Annotated in this window: 21 protein-coding genes, 1 other RNA gene, 1 pseudogene and 1 riboswitch; of the genes and pseudogenes, 12 read left to right on the forward strand and 11 right to left on the reverse strand. The window is 45.9% G+C overall.

Going from position 1 to position 24184, the window contains the following annotated elements; all coding sequences use genetic code 11:
- Positions 1-36: 36 nt before the first annotated feature.
- Both lptG and lptF read right to left on the reverse strand, forming a co-directional pair.
- A complete protein-coding gene (lptG, locus tag QUD86_RS02125) occupies positions 37-1191 on the reverse strand; it encodes an LPS export ABC transporter permease LptG (protein WP_286297701.1) in 1155 nt (384 codons plus the stop codon).
- Complete coding sequence (gene lptF, locus QUD86_RS02130; RefSeq protein WP_286297703.1) at positions 1188-2303, reverse strand: LPS export ABC transporter permease LptF; 1116 nt, start codon at positions 2301-2303, stop codon at positions 1188-1190. Before lptF ends, lptG begins: the two co-directional genes overlap by 4 nt.
- 140 nt (positions 2304-2443) lie before the next feature.
- On the opposite strand from lptF, the gene QUD86_RS02135 reads away from it, so the two are divergent.
- From QUD86_RS02135 to QUD86_RS02160, 6 genes are all read left to right on the forward strand, one after another.
- Positions 2444-4036 carry a leucyl aminopeptidase gene (locus QUD86_RS02135; protein ID WP_502928887.1) on the forward strand — a complete coding sequence of 531 codons (1593 nt, stop codon included), beginning with the start codon at positions 2444-2446 and terminating at the stop codon, positions 4034-4036.
- 6 nt (positions 4037-4042) lie between these two features.
- Entirely contained in the window at positions 4043-4507 is a 465-nt protein-coding gene (locus tag QUD86_RS02140) for a DNA polymerase III subunit chi (protein WP_286297705.1), read from the forward strand.
- Positions 4508-4529: 22 nt separating this feature from the next.
- On the forward strand, positions 4530-5330 hold the full coding sequence (lgt, locus tag QUD86_RS02145; protein WP_286297707.1) for a prolipoprotein diacylglyceryl transferase: 801 nt from the start codon (positions 4530-4532) through the stop codon (positions 5328-5330).
- Positions 5331-5445: 115 nt separating this feature from the next.
- A complete protein-coding gene (locus QUD86_RS02150) occupies positions 5446-6750 on the forward strand; it encodes a malonyl-CoA decarboxylase (RefSeq protein WP_286297709.1) in 1305 nt (434 codons plus the stop codon).
- Between the two features lie 231 nt (positions 6751-6981).
- The gene (locus tag QUD86_RS02155; protein ID WP_286298594.1) at positions 6982-7890 is read left to right on the forward strand and encodes a Bug family tripartite tricarboxylate transporter substrate binding protein; all 909 of its coding nucleotides are present in this window, start codon (positions 6982-6984) and stop codon (positions 7888-7890) included.
- Positions 7891-7924: 34 nt separating this feature from the next.
- Positions 7925-9448 (forward strand): malonate--CoA ligase, encoded by a 1524-nt coding sequence (locus QUD86_RS02160; protein WP_286297711.1) that lies wholly within the window; start codon positions 7925-7927, stop codon positions 9446-9448.
- 13 nt (positions 9449-9461) lie between these two features.
- Here QUD86_RS02160 and QUD86_RS02165 read toward each other — a convergent pair whose 3' ends face one another.
- The 5 genes and pseudogenes from QUD86_RS02165 to QUD86_RS02180 all read right to left on the reverse strand — a co-directional run bounded on the left by QUD86_RS02165 (position 9462) and on the right by QUD86_RS02180 (position 13161).
- Positions 9462-10280 carry a sulfite exporter TauE/SafE family protein gene (locus QUD86_RS02165; RefSeq protein WP_286297713.1) on the reverse strand — a complete coding sequence of 273 codons (819 nt, stop codon included), beginning with the start codon at positions 10278-10280 and terminating at the stop codon, positions 9462-9464.
- Positions 10281-10283: 3 nt separating this feature from the next.
- Positions 10284-10502, reverse strand: a non-coding RNA gene (gene ssrS, locus QUD86_RS09535) — 6S RNA.
- Between the two features lie 99 nt (positions 10503-10601).
- Positions 10602-10859: pseudogene (locus QUD86_RS09540) on the reverse strand (cell division protein ZapA); the annotation flags it as partial.
- Positions 10807-11088 (reverse strand): hypothetical protein, encoded by a 282-nt coding sequence (locus QUD86_RS02175; RefSeq protein ID WP_286297716.1) that lies wholly within the window; start codon positions 11086-11088, stop codon positions 10807-10809. The pseudogene QUD86_RS09540 and the gene QUD86_RS02175, both read right to left, overlap by 53 nt.
- A gap of 48 nt (positions 11089-11136) precedes the next feature.
- Positions 11137-13161, reverse strand: a complete 2025-nt coding sequence (locus QUD86_RS02180; RefSeq protein WP_286297717.1) for a TonB-dependent receptor domain-containing protein — start codon at positions 13159-13161, stop codon at positions 11137-11139.
- 149 nt (positions 13162-13310) lie between these two features.
- Positions 13311-13525, reverse strand: a riboswitch (cobalamin riboswitch).
- Positions 13526-13595: 70 nt separating this feature from the next.
- Between QUD86_RS02180 and QUD86_RS02185 the strand changes: the two genes are divergently transcribed.
- From QUD86_RS02185 to QUD86_RS02210, 6 genes are all read left to right on the forward strand, one after another.
- The gene (locus QUD86_RS02185; protein WP_286297719.1) at positions 13596-14213 is read left to right on the forward strand and encodes a Crp/Fnr family transcriptional regulator; all 618 of its coding nucleotides are present in this window, start codon (positions 13596-13598) and stop codon (positions 14211-14213) included.
- Between the two features lie 211 nt (positions 14214-14424).
- Positions 14425-16134: an oxalyl-CoA decarboxylase gene (oxc, locus tag QUD86_RS02190; protein ID WP_286297721.1), complete on the forward strand. Its 1710-nt coding sequence runs from the start codon at positions 14425-14427 to the stop codon at positions 16132-16134.
- A gap of 42 nt (positions 16135-16176) precedes the next feature.
- A complete protein-coding gene (frc, locus tag QUD86_RS02195) occupies positions 16177-17427 on the forward strand; it encodes a formyl-CoA transferase (RefSeq protein WP_286297723.1) in 1251 nt (416 codons plus the stop codon).
- Positions 17428-17514: 87 nt separating this feature from the next.
- A complete protein-coding gene (locus tag QUD86_RS02200) occupies positions 17515-17937 on the forward strand; it encodes a PAS domain-containing protein (protein WP_286297726.1) in 423 nt (140 codons plus the stop codon).
- 133 nt (positions 17938-18070) lie between these two features.
- Positions 18071-19318 (forward strand): formyl-CoA transferase, encoded by a 1248-nt coding sequence (gene frc / locus QUD86_RS02205; RefSeq protein WP_286297727.1) that lies wholly within the window; start codon positions 18071-18073, stop codon positions 19316-19318.
- A 1-nt stretch (position 19319) separates the two neighbouring features.
- Positions 19320-20252: a methionyl-tRNA formyltransferase gene (locus QUD86_RS02210; protein ID WP_286297728.1), complete on the forward strand. Its 933-nt coding sequence runs from the start codon at positions 19320-19322 to the stop codon at positions 20250-20252.
- A 45-nt stretch (positions 20253-20297) separates the two neighbouring features.
- Here the strand turns inward: QUD86_RS02210 and panC are convergent, their stop codons facing one another.
- From panC to metG, 4 genes are all read right to left on the reverse strand, one after another.
- A complete protein-coding gene (gene panC / locus QUD86_RS02215) occupies positions 20298-21149 on the reverse strand; it encodes a pantoate--beta-alanine ligase (protein WP_286297729.1) in 852 nt (283 codons plus the stop codon).
- Complete coding sequence (locus QUD86_RS02220) at positions 21149-22021, reverse strand: segregation and condensation protein A (RefSeq protein WP_286297731.1); 873 nt, start codon at positions 22019-22021, stop codon at positions 21149-21151. Before QUD86_RS02220 ends, panC begins: the two co-directional genes overlap by 1 nt.
- Complete coding sequence (locus QUD86_RS02225; protein ID WP_502928877.1) at positions 22014-22205, reverse strand: DUF3460 family protein; 192 nt, start codon at positions 22203-22205, stop codon at positions 22014-22016. The genes QUD86_RS02220 and QUD86_RS02225 overlap by 8 nt, the downstream gene beginning before the upstream one ends.
- Before the next feature lie 167 nt (positions 22206-22372).
- Entirely contained in the window at positions 22373-24043 is a 1671-nt protein-coding gene (gene metG, locus QUD86_RS02230) for a methionine--tRNA ligase (RefSeq protein WP_286297733.1), read from the reverse strand.
- Positions 24044-24184: the final 141 nt, after the last annotated feature.

The raw sequence follows: 24184 nt of genomic DNA on the forward strand, positions 1-24184 counted from the left end.
TAATATATAAAGTGAATTCTATATGATTTTCACGTCTTAAGTTTTAGAGACCCAGCGCAAGCCTATTAAGGCCAGAATCAAATAGGCCAAAGGAGGAATAAGGGCGGTGAGTAAAGTTGGCCAGGAACCCAGTAGCCCCACATTTGAAAAGAGGGAATTAAACAACTGAAAACTCATGCCAAGCATAATGCCGCCAAACACCTTGATGCCAACGCCACCGGCTCGGACTTTTAAATAGGCAAATGGAAGGGCCAAGGTCAGCATTACAAAAATAGTGAAGGGGTAAATTACTTTTTTCCAAAAGGCAATGGAATGGCGTTGCGTATCCTGTTTATTCTCTGTTAGATGGGTAATAAAACGCCCTAGGCTAAAAATCGACATTTTTTCAGGGCTCACTAGCAGCACACTCAAAATCTGGGGCGTTACTTCGGAGTTCAAGCTCACGATAGGGTGAGTAATCGTTTGCGCTGAGTAAGCGGGATTGAGGGGATCTGATTGCTTGGTTTCTTTAAAGCGGGTTTCGGTAACGTCATCCAGAATCCAAGTGCCACTTTGATCAAAGCGGCCCGACGCAGCGCTACGAATGGAGAGTAGTCGATACGCGTCATCAAATTCATACATGCGGATATCTTTGATTTCATTATCTTGCGCTATTTTTCCTACATTCACATAGCGCACTCCAGGTCTGATTGGACCGCTTCCATCTTCGTCTCGCAGGCGATCCTTTACCCAGATCCCCGTTTTAAATTGTGAGCTATAGGTCGACCCTAGAGCCTTCATGCGGATTTGATCAGATAAATTTTCGGTATAAGGACCAAGCCATTCACTCATCATCAAGGTCAATACGATTAACGGTAATGAAATTTTGGCTAGCGTTGTTAAGCCCCGTTTAATGTCTAGGCCCGCAATACGTAAAATCGTGAACTCGGATTGGCTAGCGAGCATCGCGAAAACATAAATACTACCGATTAAGCCGGCAATCGGAATAATTTCAGATATCCGACTAGGCGCCTTCAGTAGTACATGTAAGAGTGCTAAAGGGAGGGTGTATTGACCTTTTACAGAGCCAAGCTCACTGAGGATGTCAAAGAATAAAAATAGTGCAACCAGAGCAAATAAGATAAATCCAAATGCAGCGTAGATTTGCTTAGCTAAATAACGCTCAAAGATGTAAGGGAAAAGATATTTCATTTGCTAGTCAAAAAGGCGGGCAGTTGACGGCGCCACCATTTCAATGATGGGTTGATCCGATTTCGAATCAGTAAATAAGCGATGCAAAAGGCGAGCACATGAATTGGCCATACACCCACCAATGCATTCACCTTACCTTGGGCTACAAAATTTTGCGTTAAGTTCAACAAATTACTGTAGATGAGATAAATCAATACCGCATAAAACATCGCTGTATAGCTTCCAAGTCTAGGGTTGACATAGGCCAGTGGAATGGCAATCAGCACTAAGCCAAGCGCCATTAATGGAAGTCCAATACGCCACAGCAGTTCCGCTCTGTTGGCATTCACAACGCTGGGATTCTGATCGTTGATTAATTCAGAAATCATTTTCTCTCTATCCCGAGGCGGTGGGTCTAGTACCTCTTTGTTGTAAATATTCGTGGTGTACTCTGAAAACTCTAAAATTCTAAAGTCAGATTGGGTTGGCGTACCCTCGTAGCGCCTGCCATGATTGAGTACGATCGACTTATCACCATTACCCACATTCTGTATAAAGCCAGTAGAGGCAACTGCAATACTGAGCCGTCCATTTTTTGTTTCGGCTGCAAAGATGTTCTTTACCTCGCTTTTATCAACATCCAACGCTTCGATAAAGAATACCCTTCCTGCCTTGGCTGACTCTCTAAATTGCCCCGCAGCAACCATGGATACATCACTACGTTGCTGAAAGCGCTGGCTAATTAGAGTGGATTCACGGTTAGCCCAAGGCCAAACAAATAATGCGAGTAAGGCGATGATGATGATCAGCGGAGCTGCAAACTGAAGAATAGGGCGGATGAGGTTGGCAACACTGAGCCCGCTTGCAAACCACACAATCATTTCTGAATCTTTGTACCAGCGCACCAACACGATCAAAACGGCAACAAATAAGGAAACGGTGAGTAGTACCGCCATATACCCTAGGGTAGCTAGAGCAATCAGCACGAGCGCATCTTCTGGGTTTACGGCACCGTTGGCAGCAAAACCTAGAATTCGGATTACTAATGTCGTAATCATGATGGTGACCAAGACCAAAAAGACGCCGCCAGTCGTAAAACTGAGCTCGCGGCGAAGGGACTGGTGAAAAATCATATTGGAGTGTGGGCGGTGGCTGGAGTAATTTGAGTGTTTATTGGCTCACTCAGGAAGTGAAACCTCATGTCGGAGGATAATGGATAAATACTAATTTTCCTCCTTGAATTGACTTAAAAATACTGCCTGAGACCATGACTATTCAATTTAGTAGCAAGATTTTCTCCAAAGCCGACATCAGCCACCCCAAACAACTGAAGACTGGGCTATCAACTTTGTTGGCCCAATCCACTGATTGTTTGGTTTTGGCGTATTCCAAACTGGACCTAGAGGCTTTTGGTGCAACCAAGGCTAAATCAGGTCTTCTTTCTGAATTAGACCTTTTGTTAGGGGGGTCAGTGACCCACGCCAACCTTGTGGGGGATTTAGATGGCCAATCAGCTTCCGTTTGTATCTTGCGTGCAGATAAAGCATGGGCTTTAAACGGCGCTAAGGCAAAACGCATTCTTTTGATTTGCCTAGGAGATACAGCCAAAGCACCTGAACGCAATCTCAATGCCTATTCAAAGATTGCTCGCGCAGCCCTTAAGCAGCTAAGCGGCGGCTCCATTCAAAATGCTTTGTGGTTTGTTCCTAGCTTTGCGATGGGGCACCGTGTGGACTTTATTGCCGAGGAAGTACGTTTGACGATTCAATATGCAGGCGACCAAGCATATCGTTTTGGGGTACGACAGCCGGCCTTAAAATTTAAAGCTAAAGATAAAGCCGATACCTTTAATCATTTGACCTTTGCTGGCAATGATGCCTGCGCCAAAGAGATGAGGGCGGCTGTGTTAGAGGGTGCTGCGATCGTTGAGGGAATGCATTTAGCTAAAGATTTAGGAAACTTACCGCCTAATATTTGCACTCCTACCTATCTGGGTAAAACTGCTCAAGGCTTAAGCAAGAAAACAGGACTAAAGGTTGAGGTCTTAGGTCGCAAGCAAATCGAAGCGCTGGGAATGGGCTCTTTTTTATCGGTTGCCCAGGGCTCTGATATGCCGCCACAATTTATCGTGATGCGCCATCAAGGCGGCAAAGCGGGCGAAGCCCCGATTGTGTTGGTGGGCAAGGGTATTACCTTTGATACGGGTGGCATCTCCTTAAAGCCTGGCGAAGCCATGGATGAGATGAAGTACGACATGTGTGGGGCCGCATCTGTGATTGGTACGATGTACACCGCTGCCTTAATGAAGTTAAAAAAGAATGTCATCGGCGTTATTCCAACTTGTGAAAATATGCCTTCCGGTCAAGCTACGCGTCCGGGCGATATTGTGAAAAGTATGTCGGGTCAAACAATTGAGATTCTCAATACGGATGCCGAGGGTCGTTTAATTTTGTGTGATGCACTTACGTATGTCGAGCGCTTTAAGCCAAAAGCCGTCATCGACGTGGCAACCTTAACAGGCGCGTGCATTATTGCGTTGGGACATGTACACAGTGGCGTATTTTCAGATGATGAAGGTTTAGTGAGTGCGCTTACTAAGGCTGGGCATGCCTCTTTAGATACTGTGTGGCGCCTTCCTTTAGATGCTGCCTATCATGAGCAGCTGAAATCGAATTTTGCAGATGTAGCAAACATCGGCGGCCGCCCTGCGGGAAGCGTGACTGCAGCATGTTTTCTTTCTCGTTTTACCGAGAAATACAAGTGGGCGCATTTAGACATTGCGGGTACCGCATGGAAAAGTGGCGCCGCAAAAGGTGCTACCGGTCGCCCCGTTCCGCTGCTAGTGAATTATTTACTCGGCCAATAAATACTGATGGCACGCATAGACTTTCATAGCAATGTGAGCAACAAGCTGGAATACGCTTGCCGCTTAACTCGCAAAATTTGGAGTGCCACCCCTACTGGGCAGCCTGTTAGAAATATCGTGATGGTGGGCGAGAAGGTGGATTTGATGCGGTTGGATGAGCTGCTCTGGACATTCGGGGCTAGTGAATTTTTGCCACATTGTTTTATTGAAGATGATGCTGCTGCAGAAACACCTATTGTGCTGACACACGATTTTTCTTCACCTGCTTTAGCCAATGTGCCCAATGCGGATGTTTTGATTCATCTGGGTATGCGTATGCCAAAAGACGTGGCTGCATTAGCTACGCGCTTCCCTAGAATTGTGGAAGTCGTCACTGTTAATGACGCAGAGCGTTTAGCTGGGCGCGAGCGCTATAAAGCCTATCGTGACTTGGGTCATGAATTACATAATTTCGATCAATCCAAGGCTTGATAGTCTTTAGCTAGACCTTATTATGTTGATACATCCTCAGTTTGATCCCGCCGTATTGCGCATTGGCTCATTCGCTATTCATTGGTATGGCCTGATGTATCTCTTGGCCTTTGCGCAATTCTTATTATTAGGGCGATTGCGTATTCGCGCCTCTCAATATCAAGCGCTAGGCTGGACCTACAAAGACTTAGAGGATCTTTTATTTGCAGGCGTACTTGGGGTAGTCCTTGGGGGTCGCCTGGGTTACACCTTGTTTTATATGCCTGGCTACTATTTTGAAAACCCACTCAGTATTCTTAAAGTATGGGAAGGCGGCATGTCTTTTCATGGCGGCCTACTAGGTGTGTTGGCGGCATTACTTTGGTTTGCCCGCCGCCGAAAAGTTTCCTTCTTTTTTGTCAGTGATCTCGTAGCTCCATTAGTCCCATTTGGATTAGCATTTGGCCGCCTTGGAAACTTTATCAACGGTGAACTATGGGGTCGGCCAACAGATTTACCTTGGGCTATGGTATTTCCCATGGTGGATTCAGTTGCACGCCATCCTTCGCAGCTCTATCAGCTCTTTGGGGAGGGTCTTTGTCTGGGTGTCTTGCTTTGGATCTACTCAAGTAAACCGCACAGAGTGGGGCAGGTGTCTGGTTGTTTCCTACTGGGTTACGGTATTTGCCGATTCTTGGCTGAATTTGCGAGAGAACCCGATGCTTTTTTAGGCCTCTTGGGCTTTGGTCTTTCGATGGGTCAATGGCTATCCCTCCCAATGATCGTTTTGGGCATTTACCTTATATTGGGTAATAATACGAAAAAAGCGCTTATCAGAAGTTAAATAGTGAGATTTTTAGATCTTTTGTAGTTAAAATCCAAGAAATCAGTGAATTTCCCTGGAAAATCATCTATTTGCACCTGTATCGCTTTAATTCACCCTCAATTAAGAGAATGACATGCTGGAAAAGTTAACTAAAGCCCGCAATCTATCAAAAGCAAACAACGCAATTAAGCGCCTTATATCGGAGCGCGGAGAATCTAATGCGCTGAGCATGGCGGACGATGTTGTAAATAACTATCGAAAATTAAGTAAAGATCAGCATGGATCTTTTTTTACCTTCTTGTTTGAGAAACTTAATCCTCAGGCGGATGCAGTTTTAAAGGCGGCCCAAAATTTTTCTGCGGATTCGAGTGCGCGTAATTACATTCAATTGCAAAAAGTTTCTGAATCTCCGCGACAGGAATTTTTTCGTCGCTTAAACCGAGCTAGTCACGGTACTGCCTCAGTGGTACAGATGCGACGCGATTTATTGCAGCTTCTAGACAAGCGGCCAGAGTTAGCGGCAGTCGACTTTGACATACGGCATTTGCTCTCGTCCTGGTTTAATCCAGGCTTTTTAAAGATGCATCGGGTGGATTGGAAGTCGCCAGCTGAAGTGTTGGAGAAGCTAATTAAGCACGAGGCAGTTCATGCCATTGACGGCTGGGATGACTTACGCCGTCGCCTACAGCCGGACCGTCGTTGCTTTGCTTTTTTTCATCCACAGCTACCTAGTGAACCTTTAATCTTCGTGGAAGTAGCGCTACTTCCCGAGATTCCTACAGTGATTACGCCTCTGGTGGATAAAAGAGCGGAAACGGTAGATCAAGTTTCTCAATATAAAGTGGCTGTTTTTTATTCTATTAGCAATTGTGAGCCTGGCTTGCGTGGCGTGTCGATGGGTAACTTCTTAATCAAAAGGGTAGCAGAGCAGTTACATGCTGAATTTCCAGGAATCAAAACCTTTGTAACGCTGTCCCCAATTCCTGGGTTTATTGATTGGATTGCTGCAGGTGCAAATTTAGGTGATGGTGTTCCTGCGGAGCGTTTGAAACCAAATCTGAAGACAGCGCGTGATGCTGCTTTAGCTGTACTTAAATTAGAGGGTCAGTCCTGGAGCGAGCGTCTGGCAGCCGGTTGGCATCCTGATTTAGCCACTGAAAAAGAAAAAGAATCTCTGATGTGTTTGGCGGGGATTTATTTAGGCCTTGCTTCGACTGGGCGCAATGGCAATCCAGTCGCTAAATTTCATTTGGGAAATGGCGCCAAATTGCATCTCATTAACTGGGCAGGAGATCTGTCTCGTAAGGGCTTGCGCCAATCCGCTGGGCTAATGGTGAATTATCTCTATGACTTGGGTAGCGTCGAAGATAATCATGAGCGCTTCGCTGATGGTGAAATCGTATTTTCAAGGGCGGTAGCGCGTCTAATGGCCCCTTAAGCAAACTTTAGTGAAATCAGTGCTTAGCCCTAGGGTGGGTACTTTCCCCTTTAGGATAAGTCACGATTAGAATGTGGTGTTTAGTAGTTTTTTATTTAAATAAAATCAACAACTTAGTTGATTAAAAGATAGGAGATAGACATGTTTAATCAAGTCAGCAAGACTTCAGTAATGTCATTTGGCAAATTAAAGAAGGCCTTATTTTTAATCTGCGCAATTCCATTAACCGTAATGGCTCAAGAGTGGCCCAATAAGCCAATTACTTTTGTTGTCCCATTTCCAGCTGGTGGCGGTACCGACGCTTTTGCTCGGCCATTAGCCAATCAGCTCACAAAGCAATTAGGCAAGCAAATTATCATCGATAACCGCGGTGGTGCAGGCGGTACATTAGGCGCTTCTATCGCAGCAAAAGCGGCTCCAGATGGTTACAGTTTTTTTGTTGGCGCAGCGCATCATGCGATTGCACCATCTATGTACCCTAATCTTGACTACGATATTGAGAAGAGCTTTATCCCGGTTGCAATGATTGCAAATCCACCTCAAGTGATTGTGGTGAATCCTAAGAATGTACAAGCCAAAAATCTTAAAGAATTTATCGAGCTCCTCAAAAAGAATCCTGGCAAGTTCAACTATGCGAGTGCTGGTAATGGTTCATCACATCACTTAGCTGGTGAGCAATTTAAAATGCTAACCAAGACGTTTATCACTCATATTCCTTACCGTGGCGCAGGTCCCGCAATGCAGGATTTGATTGCTGGTCAGGTAGATGTAGAGTTTGATGGTCTAGGCTCTTCTGCACCCCAAATTAAAAATGGCGCCATCGTAGCTTTGGCTGTAGCCTCACAAAAGCGCGCGCCTGGTTTTCCAAATGTGCCCACTGCAGCGGAAGCGGGGCTAGTTGGGTATGAGGTTTCTACTTGGTATGGCATATTTGCACCCAAGGGCACACCACAACCGATCGTTGACAAAATGATTGCTGAAATACAGAAAGCAATCAATACCCCTGAACTAAAGACTATCTGGACTAATAATGGTTCTGACACTCCGAATCTAACTGGGGAAGCATTTGGTAAGTTTGTTTCTGCTGATATTAAGCGCTGGGCTGCCGTTGCTAAGGCCTCTGGCGCTAAGCTTGATTAATGACTTGATTTAACTGACTGGTTTTGAGGCTCTTATGAATTTATATTCTCTCTTGGAAAAAGGTTTTCCAAAAGACAAGCAAGCATGTGCACTAGAAACGCATGATGGACTGTATTACTCCTGGAGCGATCTAGAGCGTGCTACTGCCAAGATGGCGAATTTTTTAAAGAGCCTCAAACTGCCGGCCGGTTCGCGTATTGCAGCGCAAGTTGAAAAGTCCCCTGAAGCCCTTTTTCTGTACTTGGCTACTGTCAAGGCGGGCTATGTGTATTTGCCACTCAATACGGCATATCAGGCGGCAGAGATTCAGTACTTTCTAGAAAATGCTGAGCCTGCTGTGATGGTGTGCAGTAGTAAGAATTTCTCCTGGGTGTCTAAGGTGGCTTTTAAGGCGGGCACCATGCGCGTCTTTACGCTGGATGAGGATCGCACAGGAACTTTACTTGAGCGTTGCGCCAATCAAAGTGATCAGTTCAAAACAGTGCCTGCTAAGGATGATGATTTAGCTGCCATTTTGTATACCTCCGGTACCACTGGCCGCAGTAAAGGCGCGATGCTGACCCATCGGAACCTAGGCAGTAATGCACAGGTTTTGCAAAAATTCTGGGGCTGGAAAAAAGGGGATGTTTTATTGCATGCGCTTCCCATTTTCCATGTGCATGGCTTATTTGTTGCTGCTCATGGCGCATTAATCAATGGCAGCAAAATGATTTGGTTGCCACGTTTAGACACAGCGCAACTCATCCATCACATGCCAAGCTCTACCGTCATGATGGGTGTGCCGACCTTTTATGTGCGCCTGTTAGCGGATAAAGGGTTTACTAAGCAGGTTACAAGCAATATGCGGCTATTTGTTTCTGGATCTGCCCCGCTGCTGACAGAAACTTTTAATACCTTTAAAGAAGTGATTGGCCAGCCCATACTTGAGCGTTACGGCATGAGTGAAACTGTGATGTTAGTCTCCAATCCCTATAAGGGAAGTCGTATAGGCGGTTCAGTTGGCTTGCCTTTGCCAGGAGTGAAGGTTCGGGTGGTGAATGAAAATAACAAGCCTTGTGGCCCAAATGAAATTGGCAGTATTCAGGTGAAGGGTCCGAACATATTTAAGGGTTACTGGCGCATGCCTGAAAAGACGGCCGAAGAATTTACTAAGGACGGCTGGTTTAAGACGGGTGATGTTGGTCGCTGGGGTGGTGCTGCTAATGGCGGTACGGCACCTAAGGATTACTTATGTATTGTTGGGCGCAGTAAGGATCTGATTATTTCTGGCGGCTATAACGTCTACCCAAAAGAAATTGAGAGCTTTATTGACGATATGGATGGTGTAGATGAGAGTGCAGTAATTGGTATTCCGCATCCTGATTTCGGTGAGGCAGTGATGGCGGTAGTTGTTCCAAAGAAGGGTGTGAAGTTAGATCCTCAAGCGATGATTGCTACCCTGAAAACGCAGATTGCTAACTTTAAGATTCCCAAGCGCTTAGAAGTAGTTGCTGACTTGCCTCGCAACGCTATGGGTAAAGTTCAAAAGAATATTCTGCGACAGCAATACACTAGCTAACAGCCAGCCCTACTTAAAACCCAAATGCCTTGCGGCTTTCGTTGAACATAAAAGCCGCAAGCATGAACAGCATCACACCAAAGATGCGTTTAAGCTGAGCTACATCGAGTTTGCGGGCCATTTTTGCGCCTAATGGGGCGGTAAAAATACTTACTGCCACAATGCAGATGACTGCGGGTACATAGACAAATCCTAGGGATCCCTCCGGGAGGTTTGGGTTGCCCCAACTGCCATACATATACCCAATAGTGGCTGCAGCCGCAATAGGAAACCCAAGACCTGAGGAGCTGGCCATCGCAGTGTGGGGTTTTACGTTACACCACAACATGAACGGTACGGTAATAAATGCACCGCCTGCACCCACTAAGCTTGCAATCACGCCTGTAAAGGCCCCAAATGAAAAAAGCCCTAACCTTCCTGGCAACTCACGGCCAGCCGTAGGTTTTTTATTGATAATCATTTGAACCGAGGTGTACACAATGAATAGGGCAAAGCAAAGGGATAGCCAAGAGGTATTGATTGCCTCAAAGATTTCGCTACCACCCACCAGGCTACCAATGACTAAGCCCGGACTTAATGAGGCAACTAACTTCCAGTCTATTGACTGATGTTTGTGATGCGCCCATACGGCCGAAGTAGTGGTGAACAGAATGGTTGCCATACCTGTAGCAATAGCCATGTGCACGATGACGTTTTGGCTAAATCCGAGATGATTAAAAACCAAAATCATGAATGGCACCAGTATCATGCCGCCGCCAATACCCAGCAGCCCAGCAAGAAAGCCAGAAATACTGCCACACAGCATGAGCATTGCAATGTCACTTATTGACATGATGAATTCCCCGCCTTGGCCGCTAGGCCGTTATCCCGAACTCTAGGGTTCAAGTTGGAACGGCTACTCTGTTTTGGGTGCATTAAGAAGCTCAGGGAGTGAACAGCGCGAAGCTGCCACTGTGAGGATTCGAAACGCTCACGCCCACAAGGTAAAAACCGCTCCTGATGCTTGCGCATCGGTTCAAGGAACTATTGGCCTTGGCGAACCAGGCAGGGAAAGGGTTTGCATCAAAGCATCTACTTGATCTTCTAGGGAGTGAATCTCATGTTGTAGGCGCGCCATCTCTTCTGGATTGGCCTGCGGCGAGGTGCTTTGAGCTGATGGAGCTTGGGGGCTCAGTTGCAAGGCAATCAGGTCCCCAGCAATTTTGATGGCGGCCATCATGCTGGCGCGCTCTATGCTGCGATTACCACCATTAATTGCCAGTTGAATTTGTTCGTCTACCAAAGTACAGGCAGCACGCAGTAAAGGCTCATGCTCAGTGCTAGTAGCTAAAGTGATCTTTTGCCCCGCGAGGCTTACTTCAATGCGTTGTTGGCTCATTGTCATCCTCTGGGGTAGTTGGCGTTGCAGCATCGCCAAGTAAATTCATTTGACGGGTATCACTTTGATCCGGCAGTCGGCTCAAAATATGCTGAATACGCTTCTGAGCGTCTTCAATTTTGGTTTCTTGAGCCAACCGCTCTTGATGCAAAGTCTTTACTGCCTCAGCAATGAGTTTTATCTTATTTGCTAAGCGCTCAATAGACGTTGCCACATCAGTATCAGCCTGATGGGGAGTGGTGAAGGGGATTTGCTCTTCCATATAGGCATTGTAGCTCTGACTGGCAACCCTGCAAGCCCCCGCTTTTATCTATTTCATCGCATAACGCACGCCAGCAAAGACATTAGAGCCCGCATTTGCATAGCCAAAGTTCGTTTGATATTGAGAATTAAATACGTTATTCCACCTCAGGTAGGCGGAAAGGTTCTTTTCAATCTGATAACTTCCGTAAAGACCAACTAACGTATAGCTGGGCATGTTGTTAATATTTGCAGTTTGCGTCCCGTTTACGCCGCCCCAGCGTTGCCCTGATAGCGTGATGTTTGTACCAACGTTTATTTTATTAATTCTATAGTCGGCAAGTAAATTACCCACCCAATTTGCTCGATTTGGAACACCTAGTCCAGTTGTTTGATCCACTGTGCTCATGGCATCTGCTGATGCCTTAAGGGTCAAGTCATTAATCCTGCCATCTACTCCGAGTGAGGCTCCTTTAATCTGTACTAGGCTGAAATTTGCAGGATACGATCCTGAATAATTTGAAGGATTACTGCAGATGTAATCAGGGCAATTGATTGGCACAATAAAGTTATCTATCTTATTTTGATAGGCAGTTAAGTGAACCCCATACTTAAGTGCTTCATAGTGGATTCCTACTTCTAGATTTTTATTAGTCTCCGGCTTTAAGTTTGTATTTCCGTAGCCCGGGTAATACAGATCATTAAATGATGGTGCCCTAAACCCAGTACCGTAATTAATATTGGCTCTCAGTTCTCTCGTTAAAAAATAACCATATGCAGCGCTATAGGTCGCTTTTGATCCGTATTGTGAAATTTGATCATTTCGTAAGGCTAAGGTAGCAAGATTATTTCCGCGCTTGAACTCATAAGAACCGGCAAGCGAGTTAGTTGTACGGAGTTGATTAATGTTTAGGCTATTACAAGCGCCAACGAATCCAAACTCGCAACCGGTCTGATAAAGTGAATTGTTCATATTTGCATATTGCATATTTTTCTCTAAAAGAAACTGAAGCTTATCTGCACCAAGTTTGATGTCGTTTTGCCATAAAAAATCATAGGAAGGAGTTACTAAGCGATCATTGCTTTGTGAAGTCAAACTTTGTGAGGCATTAGTAGAGCTTGATACCTGAAAAAGACTTTTCCAAACATCTGTTACTTGATTTTTTGAATAGGCAGAAAAGATAGCGAGCTGGTTTACGCCAATCTGGGTTTGTGGATTGCTAGCATAAGTGTTTGCGTCATACATGCTACTTGGGTATTGCCAAGTATTTTTGCTGGTAAATATTTTTACACCAGCTTCTTGACCCTGGGCCCATTGGTTTGTTACTGACCCCGTTGCGCCTATTCTTGTATATCCAGTTGCAGTCGTTGGAAATGGGGATGGGTACACGCTTGGATAGTTAACACCACCTTTATAATGCGTGTTGTTTGGTGCAACAGTATTAAAACCAGCAGAATTTTCCTGACTAATTCCGATGGAATAAGTGGTTCCACTTTCTTTGCCTAGGGCTCCAGAGAGGGAGGCGCTTGTAATGCTGGTGTTGTAACCTCCATAGCCAGCAGTTGCTTCAAATTGGGTTGTACCACTACCTTTTTTTGTGAATATTTGAACGACACCTCCCATAGCATCAGATCCATAGAATGTACTTTGGGGCCCATAAATAATCTCGATATGATCTATGAGGGAGAGTGGAATTGCATTCCATATGGCTCCTCCGGTTGTAGAGTCAATCTTAACGCCATCAATAATGACTAGACTTTGCGCGTTACTAGCGCCCCTTAGATAAACACTCGAAATATTACCCGCTCCACCATTATTGGATATCTGAATACCTCTTTGCTGCTGAAGCAAGTCGGGCAGGCTTGATTGCCCTGAATTTTCAATCTCTTCCCTAGTGATATATACAAAGTCGGCCAACACATCATTTCCAGATTTTGGAGAGCGAGTTGCCGTAACAATTACGGGATTCGCAGGAGCTAAAGAGTTTGTTACAGATGCAGTGCTGGTGTTTTGCGCAAACACTACATTACTGATTGAGATTGACGCTACGCATAGTAGGGCGCGCAAGCTGTTATTGCTGAACTGCTGTTTCATGATGAACCTTCTGCCTTCGAATTACCAAGCTTACTTCCCCGTAAGCTGGGTCGAACAGAATTTCACTTTTGAGAGCTCGAGCGTCAATTAGACATCTCCATCGTGTGACAGAGGAACGTCTTACTGGCACGCGAAGGATCCCCGTCCGCAAAATTCCACCTGTCTTGGCCGGTATCCGGGCTTGTAAATTTCAGAGGCTGGCCTTCCCATGCAATTGACGCGCACAGTGGCTAAATCAGACTCCTGACTACCTAGCTTAAAAGTTAGGAAGTATTTACTTACCGTTGCGGGGGCAGCACACGTTTAGTGTTTCCCGTTTAACTTTATTGCATTGCAATAAAGCACCACGACTCCTTGACTATAGCTTAGTTTTAGAAATGAGGATGTTTTATTACTTAATCAGCCTACAATATGGGGGCTAGGAGTAATGATTTATGACAGCGTTAGACAAGCATCCCGAAAAAAACCTGATTCGCTTACAGCTGAGCCAAAATTCAGTGCTCAAAAGCCTGGATTTAGAGGCAATGGCAGAGTTAGAGCGCCATTTAGAGGTTTCAGATCTCAAAAAATCTGAAATCCTGCTCCATCAAGGCGATCATCAAATGGAGCAATATTTCGTTTTAGATGGAATTTTGAAGCGGATCGTATCCAGCGCTGACGCTAAAGAGATGATTTTGCGTTTTGCCATTGAGAAAGACATCGAGACTAGCTATGCTGCTTGGCGTCTGAAAACCGCGGCCCCCTACAGTATTGCCTGCGTTACTAAGGCCCGTGTAGCACGCATGCCCCTGAAAAAGTGGGCTGAATTTTTAGATGCGCATCAGCCATTAAAAGAGAGTTTCGAGTTTGAGGTGATGCGTTTAATGAGTGAAATCATGGCCCACACCATCACCCTGCATATGCTCGATGCCCCTGGGCGGGTGGAGCGTTTCTTGCGTAAATATGAGGCATTGTTTGAGCTTCTCCCCAAAAAAGAGCTGGCCGCCTATTTAAATCTCTCCCCAGAGACATTAAGTCGCATGAAAACGAAGCATAAAGAGCTGTTTACATAGCTATAAACCTGGTTGTTTCTAGATTTCAGGGGGAAATTGACCGAAGTCAATGATGATCTAAACCTCCAAGTCTAAGATTGGCATCAGCCTTATCGGGGTGTTTGCCCTTACTCGTGGCACCCCTAACAAAATTTTATTGGAGACAGTTAGCGCAAGCTAAATCGTATTGAACTTATTAGCCGTTCAGTCGATGTAAATAACTAAATACTTTATGACAACAGATAATCAAAACACCCCAGTAACCGACGGCTTCCATCTTGTCATTGATGCTTTAAAAGCAAATGATCTTGACACTATTTTTGGCCTTGTTGGTATTCCTATTACCGACTTATGCCGTTTGGCTCAAGCAGAGGGCATTCGTTTTATTGGCTTTCGCCACGAGCAACACGCAGGTAATGCTGCGGCAATTGCCGGCTACATGACCCAAAAGCCAGGCATCTGCATGACTGTTTCTGCACCTGGCTTTTTGAATGGTCTAACAGCGCTTGCTAATGCAACCGTCAACTGTTTCCCTATGATCTTGATCAGCGGCTCCAGCGAGCGCGAAATCGTGGACTTGCAGCAGGGAGACTACGAAGAAATGGATCAGCTCAATGCAGCTAAGCCATACTGCAAAGCGGCTTACCGAATCAATCACATTGAAGATATTGGCATCGGCTTTGCGCGGGCGATTCGTGCAGCGGTATCAGGTCGTCCAGGTGGTGTGTATTTAGATTTGCCAGCGCAACTGCTAAGTCAAACTATGCCGGTTGAAGAAGCTAAAAAGTCGATCTTTAAAGTAATCGATCCAGTTCCACGTCAGATCCCAGCGGCTGATGCTGTTGAGCGTGCTTTGAACGTATTGAAGGGCGCTAAGCGTCCATTGATCCTGCTGGGCAAAGGCGCAGCTTATGCACAAGCCGATGCTGACATTCGTGCTTTGATCGAAAAATCAGGTATCCCTTATTTACCAATGTCGATGGCTAAAGGCTTATTGCCAGACAACCATCCACAATCCGCTTCTGCAGCCCGCTCATTCGTATTGGCTGAGGCTGATGCAGTGATGTTAGTTGGCGCTCGTTTGAATTGGTTGTTAGCACATGGCAAAGGCAAGACTTGGGGCAAAGAGCCTAAGAAATTTATTCAGATCGATATTCAGTCAAATGAAATTGATAGCAACGTACAAATTGATGCTCCATTAATTGGTGATATCGGTTCATGCGTTGGTGAGCTCTTGAAGGGTATCGCAATCGTTCCTAAGCCAAGTGCTGAGTGGATCAACGCCATCAATGAGAAGAAAGAGAAGAACATGGCGAAGATGGCAGAAACACTTGCCAAAGAGGCTTCTCCAATGAACTTCCATGGCGCATTGCGTGCTATTCGTGATGTTGTTAAGAAAAACCCAGATCTCAATTTGGTAAACGAAGGTGCAAACACCCTCGACTATTGCCGCGCTATTGTGGATATGTACAAGCCACGCAAGCGTTTTGATTCAGGTACTTGGGGCATTATGGGCATTGGTATGGGCTACGCAATTGGCGCCGCAGTCACTAGCGGCTTGCCAACGATCGCAGTTGAAGGCGATAGCGCCTTTGGTTTTAGTGGCATGGAATTAGAAACCATCTGCCGCTACAACTTGCCCATTACAACGATCGTATTTAACAACAATGGCGTATACCGCGGTACTGATGTGAACCCAACGGGTGGCACTGATGTTGCTCCAACGGTGTTTGTAAAGAACGCACGCTACGACAAAATGATTGAGGCTTTTGGTGGCGTAGGTTATTACGTCACAACGCCACAGGAATTAGAGAAGGCCTTGACTGAAGCAATAGCTGCAGGCAAGCCAGCACTAATCAATGCTGTGATTGATGAAACTGCGGGTACCGAAAGTGGTCGCCTGACGAATCTCAATCCAGCAGGAGCCGCAACAAAGAAGTAATTTTGCAGAGTTTAGAAGTAAGTAACCCTAAGGAGATTTAATATGAGTAAGCCATTAGACGGAATCCGCATCATCGATTTCACACACGTACAGGCAGGCCCTGCATGTACTCAGTTATTGGCATGGTATGGCGCGGACGTGATCAAAGTAGAACGTCCTGGATCTGGCGATGTAACCCGTAGTCAGCTGCGCGATATCCCTGATGCTGATGCTTTGTATTTCACAATGCTCAACGGTAACAAGCGTTCTTTGACTTTGGATACCAAGACTCAAGAAGGTAAAGAAGTTCTCGAGAAAATGATCAAGACTTCAGATGTCATGGTTGAGAACTTTGGCCCAGGTGCTTTAGACCGCATGGGCTTTAGCTGGGAGCGTATTCAGGAATTAAATCCAAGAATGATCATGGCTTCTGTAAAAGGCTTTAGTGATGGCCATTCATACGAAGACTTAAAAGTGTATGAGAACGTAGCTCAATGTGCTGGTGGCGCTGCTTCTACAACTGGTTTCTGGGATGGTCCTCCGACTGTTTCTGCGGCTGCTTTAGGTGATAGTAATACTGGTATGCACTTAGCAATTGGTATTCTGACTGCCCTCATGCATCGCGAGAAGACCGGCCGTGGCCAAAAAGTTGCTTGCTCAATGCAAGATGCGGTCTTGAACCTGTGCCGCGTGAAGTTGCGCGATCAGCAGCGTTTGGACAAAATTGGTTACCTCGAAGAGTATCCACAGTATCCTCATGGCACATTTACAGATGTAGTTCCCCGCGGTGGTAATGCTGGTGGTGGTGGTCAACCAGGCTGGGTATTGAAGTGTAAGGGCTGGGAAACAGATCCAAACGCCTATATTTACTTCACTATTCAAGGGCATGCATGGAAGCCAATTACAGAGGCTTTGGGTCGTCCAGAGTGGGCAACTGATCCGGCTTATATGACTGCTGAAGCTCGTCAAGATAAAATCTTTGACATCTTTGCAGTGATTGAAGAGTGGCTTAAGGACAAGACGAAGTACGAAGCGGTTGATATTCTACGTAAGTTCGATATTCCTTGTGCGCCAGTATTGTCAATGAAGGAATTAGCAGCATCTCCTGATCTGCGTAAGAGTGGCTCCATTGTTGAAGTCGACCACAAAGTCCGTGGCAAGTACTTAACTATTGGTAGTCCAATTAAGTTCTCAGATTTAACAGTTGAAGTTGGTCCATCACCATTATTAGGTGAGCATACCGATGAAGTGTTAGCTGACCTTGGTTACAGTTCAGATGACATTGTTAAGCTGCACGCAGCAAAAGCAGTCTGATTTAAGTTATTTGCTTTATCTTGAAAGGCGCTCCATGTGAGCGCCTTTTTTCTTTCCTAGAATTTAAAAATTTAGTAGACTGACATTATGAAAACAAATGTGAACTTAACTCAATTACTCGACTGTATTGGCGATGCTGTTGTCGTTGCGGATGCGCACGAAAAGATTGTGTTGTGGAATTCTGCGGCGACCAGAATATTTGGCTACTCTGAAGAAGAGGCTCTTGGCAATACCCTGGATTTGATTGTTCCTGAGCGCCAGCGTCAGCGACATCAGGAGGGCTTTAGCCAGTCGATGAAGACAGGCACTACCCGCTATGGCACTTCCTTATTAAAGGTCCCAGCAAAACATCAAGATGGACGCACTTTATCTATTGCCTTTACTGTCGGCATGCTTTTTGATGATCAAGGTCAGGCCTCGGGTGTGGCAGCCGTTATCCGCGATGAGACTGAACGCTTTGCTGAAGAGCGGGCCCTAAAAAAGCGTCTCGCAGACCTGGAGCATCCTTAACTTGTAGGGGCTCACTGAATTTAGTGGGTTTGATGGCGTTATGCACGGTAAGAAGGCATCCCATGATGACTCGCAATGGGGCACTGGTAAACTCGAAGCAATTCAAAAATTTAATCTTATTAGGACTTCAATCATGGCAAAAGCATTAGAAGGGGTTAAAGTTCTCGACTTTACCCACGTGCAATCCGGCCCAACTTGTACTCAGCTGCTTGCTTGGTTTGGTGCAGATGTAATCAAGGTAGAAAAATCGGGCGAAGGTGATGCAACGCGTGGTCAGTTGCGTGATATTCCTGATGCGGATAGTTTGTATTTCACGATGTTGAACCATAACAAGCGTTCCATTACGGTCAATACAAAAACTCCAAAGGGAAAAGAAATCCTCGAGCGCCTCATTAAAGAGTGTGATGTACTGGTAGAGAACTTTGCGCCGGGTGCTTTAGATCGCATGGGTTTTTCTTGGGAGCGTATTCAGGAACTCAATCCAATGATGATCATGGCCTCTGTTAAAGGTTTTGGTCCGGGCCCTTACGAGGACTGCAAAGTTTACGAGAACGTGGCGCAGTGCGCGGGAGGCTCTGCATCGACAACTGGATTTGATGATGGCCCACCAATGGTGACTGGCGCTCAAATCGGAGATAGTGGTACCGGTTTGCATCTGGCCTTAGGCATTGTTACGGCCTTGTATCAGCGCACGCATTCTGGTCGAGGTCAAAAGGTGTTAGCTGCAATGCAAGATGCAGTACTCAATTTATGCCGCGTGAAATTACGTGATCAACAACGTTTAGAACGCAACGGCACTATGCAGGAGTACCCACAATATCCCAACGGTACGTTTGGAGATGCTGTACCTCGTGCTGGTAATGCTTCTGGCGGTGGTCAGCCTGGTTGGATTTTGAAGTGTAAGGGCTGGGAAACAGATCCTAATTCCTATATCTATGTTGTAGTGCAGGCTCCAGTATGGGAGGCTATCTGCAAGGTAATCGGTCGCGAAGATTGGGTTACCGATCCACATTACGCCTCGGCCATGGCGCGTCTACCACGCTTGATGGAGATCTTTGCTGAGATTGAGAAGTGGACTTCTACACTCACAAAATTTGAGGTGATGGATACCTTAAACAAGTATGACATTCCTTGCGGACCTATTTTGTCGATGAAAGAGATTGCTGAAGAGCCTTCACTCAGAGCAACTGGAACTGTTGTTGAGGTGGATCACCCCATTCGTGGCAAGTATCTGACTGTGGGTAATCCAATTAAGTTATCGGATAGCCCAACTGAAGTAGAGCGTTCACCACTGTTAGGTGAGCATACCGATGAAATCTTGAGTGAGCTCGGATTTACTACGGATGAGCTGATCTCCTTACGTCGCGATAAGGTTATTTAATATGCGGGTTGCTTTGATTGGTAGTGCTGATTTTGGTAAGGCAGCGTTAGAGGCCTTTTTAGACCGAGGTGATGAAGTAGTCGCTGTGTTTTGCCCGCCCGATAATCCCAAATCTACTAAGCCAGAAGCATTGAAGGAGGCTGCCATCGCTAGAGGGTTAACTCCGCTACAGTTTGCTTCCTTAAAAGGGCCTGAAGCGGCCCAGGCGATGATTGATAGCCAGGCTGATATTTGTGTCATGGCCTACGTATTGCAATTTGTTCCGCAGGAGTTAGCCAATCTACCTAAGCACGGCACTATTCAATATCACCCTTCATTGCTACCTAAATATCGTGGACCTAGTGCAATTAATTGGGCGATTGCCTTAGGGGAAGAAAAAACAGGATTAACTATCTTCAGGCCATCCGATGGCTTGGATGAAGGCGAAGTTATTTTGCAAAAAGAGGTTGCTATTGGGCCCGATGACACCCTGGGTCAAGTCTACTTTGATGCTTTGTTTCCTCTGGGAATTAAAGCGTTGCTCGAAGCTGCAGACCTAGTGGTTGCTCATCAGCATCAAGAGATCCCTCAAGATGAATCCTTAGCAAATTACGAAGGTTGGTTTGAGGTAAATGCTGCGCAGATTCATTGGGCAAGTCATATTACCCAAACATATAATCTTATTCGTGCCTGCAACCCGGCGCCTGGAGCATGGACAAAAATGGGCGAGCAAAAGGTACAAATTTTTGATGCTCGTAAACATGTTTCTGCTACTTACGGGGCTGTAAAAGGAAAACCAGGAGAGATCACTCAGATTTCTGCAGACTCATTTTTTGTGGGTTGCCATGGAGGGCAGATTGAAGTCCTTAAGGCAAAGGGTGCTGCAGGAAAAATGAGTGGCGCGCAGTTAGCTCAGGAGTTAAATTTACAGGTAGGCCAATTTTTTCTGCTGTAGTGACAGCGCTGCAAGAAATGCGCGCAGCGCATTACTGATACTGCTTTAGACCTCTAAGTTATCAATCAAGCGAGTATTACCAAGTTTTGCAGCCGTCAAGATCACTAGTGGCTCGCCCGCCTGCAATTGGGTATTGTTAGCAGGCGCTAAATCACTCTGCTGACGAATGGCAATGTAATCTGGCTGCCAGCCGCGCTGAGTAAGTTCGGCTACCGCTCTCAGTTCAATTGCACTGAGTGATTCTGTGGTGCGCTCAGTTAACCCTAGTAGTTGTTCCCGCACCTCTTTAAGGATGCGCTGTAGTTCAGGGGCTTGGGCGCGTTCCCCAGCGGAAAGATAGCCATTGCGAGAGGAGAGAGCTAGACCATCTTCAGAGCGGATAGTTTCGCCAGGAATAATGTCGACTGGTAATGCAAATTGCTTAGCCATTTGGCGGATGATCATCAATTGCTGGTAATCTTTTTTGCCAAACACTGCTACTTTTGGCTGAACACAAGAAAGCAGTTTAAGGACAACAGTACACACACCCTTAAAAAATCCAGGGCGAAATTCTCCTTCGAGGATGTCCCCTAGTTGCTGTGGGGGGTCAATTCGATATTCCTGAGGCTGGGGATATAAGTCACGCTCTGTAGGAGCAAACAAAATGTACACACCTTCTTTTTCGAGCTTATCGATGTCAGCTTGCATCGTGCGTGGATAGCTATCAAAGTCTTCATTCGGTGCAAACTGCAATCGATTGACAAAAATACTTGCAACAACAGGGTCACCATGCTGCCTAGCTAATCGCATTAGGGAGAGATGTCCTTCGTGAAGATTACCCATGGTGGGCACAAAAGCAGCGCGATTTTGTCCGCGCAAGTGGTCGCGTAGCTCTTGGATATCGCTAATAATTTTCATTAAACAGGGGTATAGGCTAGGCGAACATAAATTGGAGCATAGGGCTCTGCCTGAGTAATTTCAACTAAGGCTTCACGAGAGAGTTCGAGCATGGCAATGAAATTAACAATCACGACTGGAATGCCTTTACCCGAATTAATGGCATCTTCAAATAGCTCGCTGAACTCAACAAAGCGAGTGCTTTGCAGGCGTCGCAAAATACGCGTCATAAAGTCTCGTACTGATAGTTCTTCGCGCGTAATGGTGTGATGTTGGGTGAGCTTTGCGCGGTGCAATACGTCCCGCCAAGCCATTTGCAAATCTTCTAAATTTACTTCTGGCCAACTAACAGCCACTGTAGTGTCAACATAGCCATGCGCGATTTGGAAATCACGGCCTTGTTGCGGAATCTGGTCAAGCTCTTGTGCTGCAAGCTTCATTCGTTCGTACTCTAAAAGGCGGCGTACGAGTTCTGCGCGGGGATCTTCAACCTCTTCATCGCTGTCCGCTTTTTTCATTGGCAATAACATGCGAGATTTAATTTCGATGAGCATCGCAGCCATCAAGAGATATTCTGCAGCGAGCTCTAAATTATGATGACGAATTTGATCAACATAACTCAGATACTGTTGTGTCACCTGAGCCATCGGAATATCGAGCACGTTGAAGTTCTGTTTGCGAATCAAATAAAGCAGTAGATCTAACGGACCTTCAAATGCTTCTAAAAAAATCTCCAGTGCATCTGGTGGAATATATAAATCCGTTGGGAGCTTGAATAAGGGCTCGCCATATAACTTTGCAAAAGCGGATGACATTCCATCGGTTACGGATGGAGTACTGTCTAGTAGATCGCCAATCGGCTGGGTGCTTGGCTCAGTACTGTATTTAGTCATTGGAATAGACGTAAGCGCGTTGCTTTAACTTAGCTACTTTTGCACGGCGTTGATCTTCTGTAGTCAGTGGTGCCTGATCCCAAAGGAGGGCGCGACCCGCTTGCTGTCCTGCCTCAATATCAGGTTGCTCGGTTTTAAGCTCATTTAAGAACTGGGTAAATTCAGACTGGTACCTTGCCATCATATTTCCTAAAATGACCAAACTAGTTCAGTAGCTTGCAAAAGTTATTGGGTGGCAACTCAGTGCCAAGCCCATCATTATTAACGATTTTCCCTACAAACCCATCGACTTTTTGCTTGATTGCCCGAAATCTTCGTTTTTCATGGGGCCAGAGAGTTTTCAGGCTTTCTTTAGGTATTGGCTGCCAGTAATGCCTCAATTTGGGGGGCTTCCACCCTTGTCATGAGGTGCTGATAGGCTTTGATTGGATGCTGGCTGGAGAGCGGTGTGTTCACATCATCCCAGGTCATGGGCGGCACAGATAAGAACTCTTCAACTCCGGCAGTAACCTGGGGTAGGACCGGTTTGAGATAAAGGCTTAGTAGACGAAATGCCTCCAAAGTGACGCTGCAGACCCTTTGTAAGTCCGCTTCACGCTCTGGATTTTTAGCGATTTCCCAAGGTTTATTTTCATCTACAAAGGCATTGACCTTGTCTGCCAACTCCATGACGGTTCTGAGTGCCTTGGCATATTCTCGTCCTTCGTAGAGCTCCGCAATTTTTTCACTTACGCCAGCAATATCTGAAAGCAGTGGGTGATGCATTGCTTCATCAGAAACAATACCGCCGAAACGCTTTACTAAAAAGCCAGCACTACGGCTAGCGATGTTGATGTACTTCCCCAATAAATCACTATTGACTCGTGCTACGAAATCTTGGAGATTGAGATCCAAGTCCTCCATACTGTCATTTAGTTTTGTGGCGAAGTAGTAGCGGAACCACTCCGGATTAAAGCCGCACTCCATCACACTGTGCGCAGATATCAGAGTGCCCCGTGACTTACTCATCTTCTCGCCATCTACAGTTAAGAAGCCATGAGCAAATACATTCGTTGGCGTTCGATAACCAGCGAAGTGCAGTGTCGCTGGCCAAAAAAGCGTGTGGAAATACAGAATGTCTTTACCGATAAAGTGATACTGCTCAGTAGTGGTGTCGGGTCTGACCCATTCCTCAAAATTCATCCCATTGCTCTGGCAGTAGTTGAGGAAGCTAGCGTAATAGCCAATAGGGGCATCTAGCCAGACGTAAAAATACTTGCCTGGTGCATCTGGAATTTCAAAGCCAAAGTACGGGGCGTCACGAGAAATGTCCCAATCCCCCAACTTACTCTCGCCGGGCTGCCCGACCCATTCTTTCATCTTATTGCGTGCTTCAGGCTGTAGAGGCGTTCTGACTTGGGTCCAATCGCGTAAGAAAGCTTCGCAACGGGGATCTGATAGCTTGAAAAAATAATGATCAGATATTTTTTTAATCGGTGTTGCGCCACTGACTACGGAGAATGGATTCTTAAGATCGGTGGGAGAGTAAGTTGCTCCACACTTTTCACAAGAATCGCCGTATTGATCTTTGGCGCCACACTTAGGACACTCACCTTTAATAAAGCGATCTGGCAAGAACATCTCTTTTACAGGATCGTAGGCCTGTTCAATTGCTCGCATTTCTATTAAGCCTGCATCGCGCAGTTTGAGGTAAATACTTTTTGATAGCGTTTCGTTCTCTGGGCTATCCGTAGTGTAGTAGTGATCGAAAGAAATTAAGAAGTCGTCAAAGTCGCGTTTATGTTCTTTCCAAACATTAGCGATCAGCTCTTTGGGAGAGATACCCTCTTTTTCAGCCCGCAACATGATTGGTGTGCCATGGGTGTCGTCAGCGCCGACATAGTGCACTTCGTGGCCGCGCATTCTTTGAAATCGTACCCAGATGTCAGTTTGGACATATTCCACCAAATGACCAATATGAATCTGGCCATTAGCGTAAGGCAGGGCTGAGGTAACTAGCAGGCGGCGTTTGGGGCTACTCATGAAAAGCGGGCTTTTATAAAAAGAACAACGTCAATCAAATACAGCTTTAAGAACACCAGATTATGGGCCTTGGGTTTTACTTATGCTCTAATTTTAATCTGCGGTTAAAGTAAACACCGATTTGCACTTAATTAAAGAGAC

Source organism: Polynucleobacter sp. TUM22923, from assembly GCF_030295705.1.
Taxonomy (GTDB): Bacteria; Pseudomonadota; Gammaproteobacteria; order Burkholderiales; family Burkholderiaceae; genus Polynucleobacter.